Below are 10,387 nucleotides of genomic sequence, written 5' to 3' on the forward strand. Positions count from 1 at the left end.
GGCCTCCTCCTACTCGATTACTGCTCTTGGGTAACTTCGTTCTTGTCTCTCTGGTAATACCCCTCTTAAGTGTTGCTATACTTTTAGTAGGCAATCACGGAGGAAGCATAACCTTAGATTAAAGCCTACGAATTCACTTCTAATTGGTAACTATCAAATAGAAAACCATCAAAAGAGTCATCATCTATATCTGAAAACTTCATTAGCGTTTGCTTCACACTATCCAAGTGCTTCCACATCGCGAGCTTTGCCTCTTCTGGGTTTTTTCTCAACAGAGCATTAAGAATGGCTGCGTGTTCCTCTACCCACATCATTCGATATTTTTGGCTATCTACATCGGCATGCAACTGGGCCCACATTTTACTGCTCTCACGTCGAGACCAGATGGCCTCCATGACCTCTATAAGCAATCCGTTCTTGGTTGCTCGTGCAATCGCGATATGAAACTGCTTATCAGTATCATGACTCGGATTATCGGCAAGCACTTGAGCCCGCTCCTCCGCTAAAATTCTTCTCATCTCACTAATTTCGGCTTTAGTGATGTTTTGAGCAGCAAAGCCTGCAATGTGACTTTCTAGTAATTGACGACCCTGTAGCATCTCAAATGGGCCGATATCACCATTCAAATCAATCATCGGCCCAGCCCCTTGACCACTGATAGATTGTTGATGACCACCGATTAAAGTCGGTGTTGCTGGCAGCTTCATTACATAGACTCCCGAGCCTTTTCTAACTTCAACCAACCCCTCAAGCTCTAGCATTATGATAGCCTCACGAATCACCGTACGACTAACATTGTACTTAGTTGCGATGTCACGTTCAGTCGGTAATCGTTCCCCTACTGCGTACTCCCCCATTTCTAGCTTTTTTCTCAGATCTCTACCAATGGAGAGATACCGCCTACCTTTCTCTGGCATACCAACATCCTAGTCGCATATAGTTAACTCACAAAATTGTAGCAGAGAGAACTTAAGTTATATACCAATTCTTTGCTAGATCACATGAACATCCACACTTATTTTATGACCATCATGACGTAGATTCCAACCTTGCCCCTACAAGTAACCAACCAACAAATACAAGCGATCGAATATGCGTTATTTTCTATAACAGCAGAGGAATTTAGGAGTGAAAGGGATGTAAATACAGATGCAGAGGGAGTTATTTAAATATTAGTTGGTAAATTGCATGACTATTGGTACGTTTCTTGTCAATAGACATTAGTACGCAGAACTCTCTGCTCCGGTATTACACCGCAACTTATAGATCGTCATTAGGTTAGTAACGATGAAGGCACCCTCGACCAAGCTCCCGCCGATTGAACCCAACCAAACATTATGCATGAACCAACAACAGGAGTTAAAAAGAATGACACTTCGCATTTTAATTCCCTTCAAAGAGAATAAGGCCCACGTCCCTGCAACCGACCCTATAATGGGCAATATCTCTATTGGAGTTCTTACATGTGGAACCATCATCGCTATCAAAGAGCAACCACACACCCACATAACCCAGCGAGATTGTGTCTTGATTGAAACAAATGCACGTATCGCGTTGAGGCTTACCCCTACAGCCGCGACCATGGCGTCCATCATGAAAAAATGCACCGCCATTATCGAGCAGAAGATCACCATACCGTAGCGAAATTTGAGGTCTTCTCTCTGCAGAAAGGCCAGAATACCACATACGAACGCAACCCCACCAACACTCTGCGCGAAAATTATTGGATCACTCATTAACATCTAAGTGCCTTATTTGAATTCTTAGATAAGCTACCCTTTTGTCAGGGCTCCCAACCGATAAATCAACGACTCAATGTTGCGTTCGTTGGGGTTACTTTTAACCGCGACTCGAAAATCGCGGTACTTATCGCATATACACACTTGGGTTTATCCTTGAAGCGAGAATCCCCCCTAAACTCTCAGTTGTTATGCAAAATAGCGCTTGGCATTGCCGAAACAAATACCTTCGACCATAGGACCAAGCAGAGACATATCGTTTGGCACCTCACCGTTTTCAGCCCAGCGACCTATCATGTCACATAAGATCCGGCGAAAGTACTCATGTCGCGTGTAGGAAAGAAAGCTTCTCGAATCGGTCAGCATACCCACAAAGTGACTCAATAAACCTAACTGAGATAACTGCTCCATTTGACGCTGCATACCGTCTTTCTGATCGTTAAACCACCAGCCAGATCCAAACTGAACCTTTCCAGCAATACCGCCACCTTGGAAGTTACCTATCATGGTCGCCATCATCTCGTTATCACGAGGGTTAAGGCAGTACAGAATCGTCCGTGGCAATTCATCGCTCTTATCCATCTCATCCATTAGGTGCGCCAATTCAAAAGCAAACGACGTATCACCAATAGAGTCAAAACCCGAGTCAGCACCAAGTAATCGGAACATCCGGGTATTGTTGTTGCGCTGTGCACCAATGTGCAATTGCATAACCCAACCCAAATTGGCATAGCGCTTACCAAGCCACACTTGTACAGCCGTAGAGAATTGCGCACTCTCAAATTCGCTAAGAGTCTCCCCACTTAAACGGCGTGAAAGCAAGGCATCCAAATCCGACTCCACCGGAATAGGCGCGTAACGGACGACTTCAATGCCATGATCAGCCGCACGACAGCCATGCTCTGCAAAATGAAGCAAACGCTTATCCAGTGCCATCAGAAGATCATCAAATCGACGGATCTCTATATCCGCTACTCTCCCAAGAATTTGCATGTAATCAACAAACGTATCAAGTTCAATTTTAAAGGCTTTATCAGGGCGCCAACTTGGCAATACTTGCACATCAAATGACTTGTCTTCAGCAATTGCTCGGTGATGCTCTAGTGAATCAACAGGATCATCGGTCGTACCAGCCATCACCACGTTCATTTGCTTCATTATCCCACGTGCGCTGAACTCTGGTGTTGCCAATAATTCATTACAATGATGCCAAACATCATCGGCAGTGTCTGGACTAAGGAGGGTATTGTGCACCCCAAATGGACGACGTAATTCGAGGTGTGTCCAGTGGTATAGCGGATTACCCAAGGTTTGAGGTACAGTTTTTGCCCACGCCTGAAATCGGTCTAAATCAGACGAGGATTTACCCGTAATTAAATCCTCTGAGATTCCCGCCGTTCGCATCGCGCGCCATTTGTAGTGATCTCCCTCTAGCCAAATCTGACTCATATTGTCAAAACGTCGGTCTTGAGCGATATCTGCTGGATTAAGATGACAGTGATAGTCAAAGATTGGTTGCTGTGATGCAACCTCATGATACAACCGCTTTGAAGTTTCATTCGTTAATAGGAAATCTTCACACATAAAAGTCTTCATACTATCCCCTATAAACCCTCTACAGACGCTTTCGCACCAATATCCACTAAAGACTGATATGCAGCACTTACCGCTTCAATCACGCGGGGATTAGAACCAATTTCTGGATCAAATATCGAAGTCAATCCCAACAGTTCTGGCACAACAGATGCAGACTTCCCATGCTTATCGCAAATAGTTTGTAGCTCTTTCGCCATAGGATCTTGAACATCAATACCTTCTCCCAAATCATCAACACCCGACACGTAGCGCATCCAACCCGCAATTCCCAACGCCAACCATTTGAAATCACTACCTGTCTCTAGGTGGTATTTCAAACTACCGCCCATACGCTGAGGTATTTTCTGACTACCATCCATTGCTATCTGCCATGTACGATGCTTTAAACTCGGGTTGGTAAATCTTTCAATCAATAATCTTGCATACCCTTCAAGATCTGTCCCTTCTGGCATATTCAAAGACGGAGCTTGCGCTTTCATCATCATATCGAATGCAGCCTTTCTATAACCAGGGTTTGTCATTGTATCGGAGATATGATCATAGCCACCAAGGTAGCCAAGGTACGCTAAGAAGCTGTGTGTACCATTCAACATACGCAACTTCATCTCCTCGTATGGCACGACGTCCTCAACAAATTGCGCCCCAGCCACATCCCACTCTGGACGGCCTGCTACAAATTTGTCTTCAATAACCCACTGACGAAAAGGTTCACATGCGATTGCGCAAGGGTCATCGCAACCCAATATAGTAGATATTTCAGCTAATGTTTCTGTAGTGGCCGCTGGCACAATGCGATCAACCATGGTGCACGGAAAAGTGACATTTTGCTCTATCCACGAACCTAACTCGACATCTTGAAGAGTGGCAAATTCAATAATGGCAGACTTTGCAACATGTCCATTCTCTTGAACGTTATCACACGACATAACCGTGAACGGTTGCAGGCCACGCTCCTTTCTAATCGATAGTGCACGTGTAATCACTCCGAGTGCCGAGACAGGTGAAGATGGATTATTCATATCTGCAACAACGAGCGGATTTGACTTATCCAAAGTGCCTGTCGATGGATCAGTACAATACCCCTTTTCAGTGATTGTCATGGACACAATAGCGACTTGTGGTTCGGCCATTTTTTCTAGTATTGCATCTACCCCATCTAAAGCAGGTTGAAGCGATTCGGTGACACACTTTATCTGTTTTAGTGTCGTTCCATTCTTTCCCTTTTCGGCTACAGTAAATAGATGATCTTGTTTTCTCAAGTTCGCTATTAGTTCCTCGCCACCAAAAAGATTAATCTCGCACACGCCCCAATCAGATTGTGTCTTGCCTAGCATCTCATTTGTGTATAACGCCTGATGCGCCCTATGAAATGCGCCAAAGCCAAGATGAACAATGCGCGTACTTAGACCGTTTCTGTCGATATCTAGTCGCTCAAGTTGCTCTGGGTATTCATCCATTTTAGATATGTTCATTTTATAGCTCCGAATAACCGATGCGCTTTGGCACACCAATGTTTAAAATAACCTACTCAGGTTGCATGTTGGTATTCTTTTACTTTCCCCCCAACAAGGCAAGTAAAAAGGCACCCTCAAACTCACACACTTGATGTTGATCACTATTTTGGTAAACCAATTGACAATATTGTTGGCGGAAATACGATTAAAATGTAAGTTACCACCATACAATGGTATTCCAATATTGCAATTAGGAGATAACATGGAACAAACTTGGCGCTGGTACGGACCAAACGACCCCGTTTCACTAACTGACATTAAGCAGGCTGGTGCTACTGGCATTGTTACTGCCCTACACCAAATTCCTAACGGTGAAGTGTGGAGTGTTGAAGAAATAATGAATAGAAAAACGCTTCTAGAGAAAAACGGCTTTACATGGTCGGTAGTCGAAAGCGTTCCTGTACACGAAGAAATTAAAACTCGAACAGGAAAGTATCTTACGTGGATAGAAAACTATAAGCAGTCCCTCATCAACCTTGCAAAGTGTGGTATCGATACTGTCTGCTACAATTTCATGCCCGTTTTAGATTGGACCCGAACGGATCTCGAATTTGAACTTCCTGATGGCTCCAAAGCCTTGCGCTTCGACCAAACCGAGTTTGCTGCGTTTGAACTTTACATACTAAAAAGACCCGGTGCGGAAAGTGAATATAGCGACTTAGAGAAACAAGAAGCTCTAGATCGTTTTGAAGATATGGGTGTGGATGATATCGCCCGCTTAACATCGAACATCATCGCAGGACTACCAGGCGCGGAAGAAGGCTACACTTTAGAAGAGTTTCAGGCTCGACTTGATACCTATCGCGGCATAGACAAGAACAAACTGCGTGAACATATGGTTTTATTCCTACAAGAGCTGATGCCCACCTGTGAGTCATTCGGCCTAAAGCTTGCTGTTCATCCAGACGATCCACCACGCCCAATCCTTGGCTTACCAAGGATTGTTTCAACTATCGAAGACATCGAGGCGCTAACGAAAGCCGTTCCTAGCAAGATGAATGGAATCACAATGTGCACAGGCTCGTATGGGGTACGAGGTGATAACGACCTAGTAAAAATGATTGAAACCTTTGGGGACAGAATATACTTCACTCACCTTCGTTCAACCCAACGTGAAGATAACCCCAAGAATTTCCACGAAGCGGCTCACTTAGAGGGAGACGTAGATATGTTCAACGTCGTTAATGCTCTTGTTGCAGTCGAGAAAAAACGGGCAGCGACAGGGGATACCCGCCTCATTCCAATGCGTCCCGATCATGGACACCAAATGATTGACGACCTTAACAAGGAAACCAACCCTGGTTACTCCTGCATTGGTCGACTGAAAGGCCTTGCTGAAATAAGAGGGCTAGAACTCGCGATTAAACGAATGAAATCGTAATGACCCAATAAAGCAAAATCAAAGCCCCTACCACCACTTACTATCAGGGGCTTTGCTGCCCGGCTTATCGCATCAATTAAGGTAAAATATGACGTTAAAAATTGCCGTTATCGGTGAATCAATGGTTGAACTACAACAATGCGGTGAACTTCTTAAACAGTCCTACGGTGGCGACACCATAAACACTGCCCTCTACCTCACACGACTAACCAATAATACCCAGATCAAAACGAGCTATGTTACAGCTATCGGCAATGATCCTTTCAGCGCTAATATGCTTAGTCACTGGCAGTCCGAGGGAATAGATACAAGTCTCGTTTCTCGAAACCCTAATAAACAATCTGGATTGTACTTTATCGAAACAGATGACGCAGGCGAGCGTAGCTTCCACTACTGGCGCAACGACGCTGCAGCGAAGTTCATGTTTGATCAAGCTGAGTCAGCTTCTCTTGTTGATACACTAAGTGGCTACGATGCTGTTTACCTAAGTGGTATCACTCTAGCTATTTTGACTCAAAACGGTCGCAACGAGCTATTCAAGTTCCTTGAGAACTTCGAAGGCAAAGTATTCTTCGACAACAACTACCGTCCAAAATTATGGGCTAGCCAAGAAGAAGCTCAAAAGTGGTACCTGAAGATGTTGAACTTCACAGATACAGCGTTTCTGACTTTCGACGATGAGCAAGACCTATACGGTGACGAGAACGTTGAGCAATGCATCGAGCGTACAACTAACGCTGGCGTTAAAGAGCTTGTTATCAAGCGTGGCGGTAAAGAGTGTCTAGTAGTTGAAGGCGAAAGCGCAAACTACGTTTCAGCTAACCAGATCGACAACATCGTTGATACGACTGCAGCTGGCGACTCTTTCAGTGCAGGTTTCCTAGCGAAACGTCTATGTGGCGGCACAGCTGTTGAATCAGCGGCTAGCGGTCACACTGTTGCAGGTGCAGTAATTCAGTACGCGGGTGCTATCATCCCTGCTGAAGCAATGCCTGAGCTGTCTCTATAAATTGTCCTGCTAACACAGACTCACACATTATTTCGATGAGAAAAAACATGACAACTTTGAACGAAAAACTAGCAAGTCTTAAAGTGATTCCAGTAATTGCTATCAACCGCGTTGAAGATGCAATTCCACTAGGTCGCGCTCTTGTTGAAAACGGCATGCCTTGTGCTGAAATCACTCTACGTACTGAGTATGCAGTTGAAGCTATCCGCGTTATGCGTAAAGAATTCCCAGAAATGCTGATCGGTTCTGGTACGGTTCTTACTAACGAGCAAGTTGATGCTTCTATCGACGCTGGCGTTGACTTCATCGTAAGCCCTGGCTTCAACCCACGTACAGTTCAGTACTGCCTAAACAAAGGCGTTGCTATCGTACCTGGCGTTAACAATCCAAGCCTAGTTGAGCAAGCAATGGAAATGGGCCTTCGTACTCTTAAATTCTTCCCAGCTGAACCATCAGGTGGCGTTCCAATGCTTAAAGCGCTAACTGCTGTTTACCCAGTAAGCTTCATGCCTACTGGCGGCGTTAGCCTTAAGAACGTTGACGAGTACCTAGACATTCCTGCAGTTCTTGCATGTGGCGGTACTTGGATGGTTCCAACCAAGCTAATGGATGAAGGCAAGTGGGACGAACTAGGTGCATTAGTTCGCGACGCAGTAGCTCACGTTAGCTAATATTGCTTTGCAATTGTTTCGAAAAAGCCCAGCATTGAGCTTAATGCCGATCGTTTAGCTACTTGAACGATCCTCAAGAGGCCTCACCACACCGATGAGCTCTCCCAGATAGCCGCTGGTGTACCTTGGGGAATACTCAGCTCAACATCATTGATGAGAAGAGTCATGTTAGCCGTGGCTATTCGAGCTTGATACTTTGTCGTCTTTTCGACGACTTCTGCCCGAACAAAGCCTAGAGATGCGCCAGTGATTTGAGTTGCTGGCGCTTGGCATAGAACGTTGAGGGATTGAGTTCATTGAGCTTACAAAATGCAAGTGTAGATAATGAACTCGATTCAGATTGTTCGATAAGCGTTTGCCATTCTTGATTGGTGCGTCGCTTTCCCATTTCAAAACCTCCTCATGATTGGAGACTTGATCTTATTATTCGTGCTAGGCGGTTAGAATGCGGGGTTTATGACGCGCTTACCTATAAGGAAGTAGGGGTCACACGACGATTCGGAAAATATTGTACGCTAAGAGCGTAACTTATTATTTTTATGGGAAAAACCCAGTTCATATCCTTCTTTATTACAAAGTAACGTCCTTATCGGACTGCTCCAGCTTTTTGACCTTTGCGATCGTTGACCGACTACAGCCTAAAAGGTGTTGAATTTGAGACCAGCTTTTACCCTCACTAAGTAAAAGAGCCACATTTTCTCTCAGTTGGAGGTCTGGTTTTCTTCCTTGATATTTACCCAAAGCTTTTGCTTTCTGTATTCCTTGTGCCTGTCTTTTACGTCGAGTTTCATAATCATCCCTGGCCATTGCCGCAGCGAGATCAATCATGAATTCAGTCAGCACTTTTGAAATCACCGAAATACGCACTCATACACGCTTCACCATATCGAGTATGAGTCGGTATACTTTAAAGAATCAACTCAAGCACACTGAACTAACCACTCGTTGTACTGGTCTGGTAACGACTGCCCCATCGCGTCTATTTGCTCGTCCAGTGCTATTTCAACAATCTCATGTGCTTTCTGGTTATCGACACCATCAGCCACCAGAACTTGATAGGCTTCATTAGCTTCTATCCATAGCTGAGAAAACAAGCATAAATCGTTGGCGGATTTGATATTGTCAGTGACCGATTTTGGCAGTTCAAATACTACTGGTAGTTGAGCCATAGTGACCTGTTCACAGATTAACGCAAAGTCATTCCAGTTAGTTTCATTACCGCGAAGATCGGTTGAGCCATTTTTTGAAACTGCGGAGCATTTGAGGATGGTTACTTCACCAACGCTAGATACAAAAGTCCTAAACGAACAGTCTCTAAAGTGGGTACGGTTGATAGTTGAGAGTCAGCTGTAACTTCAGCTAGATTTGAATCTTGAATTTGCTCGAACTGAGCCAGTGAATCTAAAAGTACGATTTGATTTTTCATTGATAAACCCTCTATGTGTTTACAAGAAGATTCGGCTCTAATACTGACAATCAACCATATCAAAAGCAATAATTATTTCTCCGAGGTGTCTCACGGCAAGATCATTATAAAATGGGAACTTTTCAGCAAACTGGTGATCAGATCAGCTACTAATTATCTATTGTAACGTTTTAAGCATGACCGATTCTTTTCTCCAGCATTTTCAAGCCATTGAAGATCCACGTATTGACCGATGCAAGCGACATGAGCTTCTCGATATTATCCTTTTAGCCGTCAGTGCTGTTCTATCAGGAGCCGAAGGCTGGGAGCAGATTGAAGATTTTGGCACTCATCGCCTAGATTGGCTCCGGCGTTATCGTCCTTTCGAATATGGTATTCCACGTCACGATACCATCGCTCGCGTTATATGCCGTCTTAAGCCAGAAGAAATTGAGACAGCGTTTCAAAGTTGGATGAGCTGTCTTATTGAGTCTACTGGGAGTGATGTCATTGCCATCGATGGTAAAACCGCTAGACGTTCTTTCGATACACGTGAGAGGCGAAATCCACTCCATGCGGTCAGCGCTTGGAGTAGTCAACATCAGCTCGTTCTCGGGCAAGTCGCGGTTGATGAGAAGAGCAACGAGGTATCCGCTATCCCAAGGTTACTCACACTGCTTGATATTGAGAACTGCATCATCACGTTGGACGCAATGGGATGTCAAAAAGACATCGCTAAACAGATTGTGAAAGGTAAAGCGGATTACGTCTTAGCCTTAAAAGGCAATCACTCAGGGATGAAAGCAGAGCTTGAAGCTTGGTGGCACAAATCGATGCGAGAGGGCACGACTTCTGACACGTATGATGAGTTCAGTGAAGTAAGTGCTGGTCATGGACGCATTGAAACACGTCATTGCGAGCAATTAATCATTGATAGAAGCTGGTTAGGCAAAGGATATCGTTGGGATGGTTTACAGAGTGTAATCAAAGTGACCGCCAAGGTTGAAGAAAAATTAAGTGGAAAACAATCGGAAGAAACTCGATGGTATATAATACCAATCCGGAAAATTAA

At 44.5% G+C, this 10,387-nt stretch carries 11 protein-coding genes and 1 pseudogene; 4 read left to right on the forward strand and 8 right to left on the reverse strand.

Going from position 1 to position 10,387, the window contains the following annotated elements; translation table 11 throughout:
• Window positions 1–125: 125 nt before the first annotated feature.
• From AB4138_RS22945 to AB4138_RS22960, 4 genes are all read right to left on the reverse strand, one after another.
• Window positions 126–917: an FCD domain-containing protein gene (locus AB4138_RS22945; protein WP_372148300.1), complete on the reverse strand. Its 792-nt coding sequence runs from the start codon at window positions 915–917 to the stop codon at window positions 126–128.
• 303 nt (window positions 918–1,220) lie between these two features.
• Window positions 1,221–1,736 carry a YgjV family protein gene (locus tag AB4138_RS22950; protein ID WP_372148299.1) on the reverse strand — a complete coding sequence of 172 codons (516 nt, stop codon included), beginning with the start codon at window positions 1,734–1,736 and terminating at the stop codon, window positions 1,221–1,223.
• Window positions 1,737–1,928: 192 nt separating this feature from the next.
• Window positions 1,929–3,335 (reverse strand): glucuronate isomerase, encoded by a 1,407-nt coding sequence (uxaC, locus tag AB4138_RS22955; RefSeq protein WP_372307836.1) that lies wholly within the window; start codon window positions 3,333–3,335, stop codon window positions 1,929–1,931.
• Between the two features lie 8 nt (window positions 3,336–3,343).
• Window positions 3,344–4,807 carry a mannitol dehydrogenase family protein gene (locus AB4138_RS22960; protein WP_372307839.1) on the reverse strand — a complete coding sequence of 488 codons (1,464 nt, stop codon included), beginning with the start codon at window positions 4,805–4,807 and terminating at the stop codon, window positions 3,344–3,346.
• 244 nt (window positions 4,808–5,051) lie between these two features.
• Between AB4138_RS22960 and uxuA the strand changes: the two genes are divergently transcribed.
• From uxuA to AB4138_RS22975, 3 genes are all read left to right on the forward strand, one after another.
• Window positions 5,052–6,230 (forward strand): mannonate dehydratase, encoded by a 1,179-nt coding sequence (gene uxuA / locus AB4138_RS22965; protein WP_372148296.1) that lies wholly within the window; start codon window positions 5,052–5,054, stop codon window positions 6,228–6,230.
• An 88-nt stretch (window positions 6,231–6,318) separates the two neighbouring features.
• Complete coding sequence (locus tag AB4138_RS22970) at window positions 6,319–7,239, forward strand: sugar kinase (protein ID WP_372148295.1); 921 nt, start codon at window positions 6,319–6,321, stop codon at window positions 7,237–7,239.
• 47 nt (window positions 7,240–7,286) lie between these two features.
• The gene (locus AB4138_RS22975) at window positions 7,287–7,910 is read left to right on the forward strand and encodes a bifunctional 4-hydroxy-2-oxoglutarate aldolase/2-dehydro-3-deoxy-phosphogluconate aldolase (protein ID WP_372307842.1); all 624 of its coding nucleotides are present in this window, start codon (window positions 7,287–7,289) and stop codon (window positions 7,908–7,910) included.
• A gap of 54 nt (window positions 7,911–7,964) precedes the next feature.
• Here the strand turns inward: AB4138_RS22975 and tnpA are convergent.
• The 4 genes and pseudogenes from tnpA to AB4138_RS22995 form a co-directional block, all read right to left on the reverse strand.
• A pseudogene (gene tnpA, locus AB4138_RS22980) lies at window positions 7,965–8,298 on the reverse strand (IS66 family insertion sequence element accessory protein TnpA).
• A gap of 182 nt (window positions 8,299–8,480) precedes the next feature.
• A complete protein-coding gene (locus AB4138_RS22985; protein ID WP_372148293.1) occupies window positions 8,481–8,777 on the reverse strand; it encodes a helix-turn-helix domain-containing protein in 297 nt (98 codons plus the stop codon).
• A 53-nt stretch (window positions 8,778–8,830) separates the two neighbouring features.
• The gene (locus AB4138_RS22990; protein WP_372307845.1) at window positions 8,831–9,079 is read right to left on the reverse strand and encodes a hypothetical protein; all 249 of its coding nucleotides are present in this window, start codon (window positions 9,077–9,079) and stop codon (window positions 8,831–8,833) included.
• A gap of 101 nt (window positions 9,080–9,180) precedes the next feature.
• The gene (locus AB4138_RS22995) at window positions 9,181–9,336 is read right to left on the reverse strand and encodes a hypothetical protein (RefSeq protein WP_372307848.1); all 156 of its coding nucleotides are present in this window, start codon (window positions 9,334–9,336) and stop codon (window positions 9,181–9,183) included.
• 176 nt (window positions 9,337–9,512) lie between these two features.
• On the opposite strand from AB4138_RS22995, the gene AB4138_RS23000 reads away from it, so the two are divergent.
• The coding region (locus tag AB4138_RS23000) for an ISAs1 family transposase (RefSeq protein ID WP_372307852.1) at window positions 9,513–10,387 on the forward strand (875 nt) is incomplete at its 3' end.

This window comes from Vibrio sp. 10N.286.52.C3 (genome assembly GCF_041468865.1).
In the GTDB taxonomy this organism is placed as follows: Bacteria; Pseudomonadota; Gammaproteobacteria; order Enterobacterales; family Vibrionaceae; genus Vibrio; species Vibrio crassostreae_C.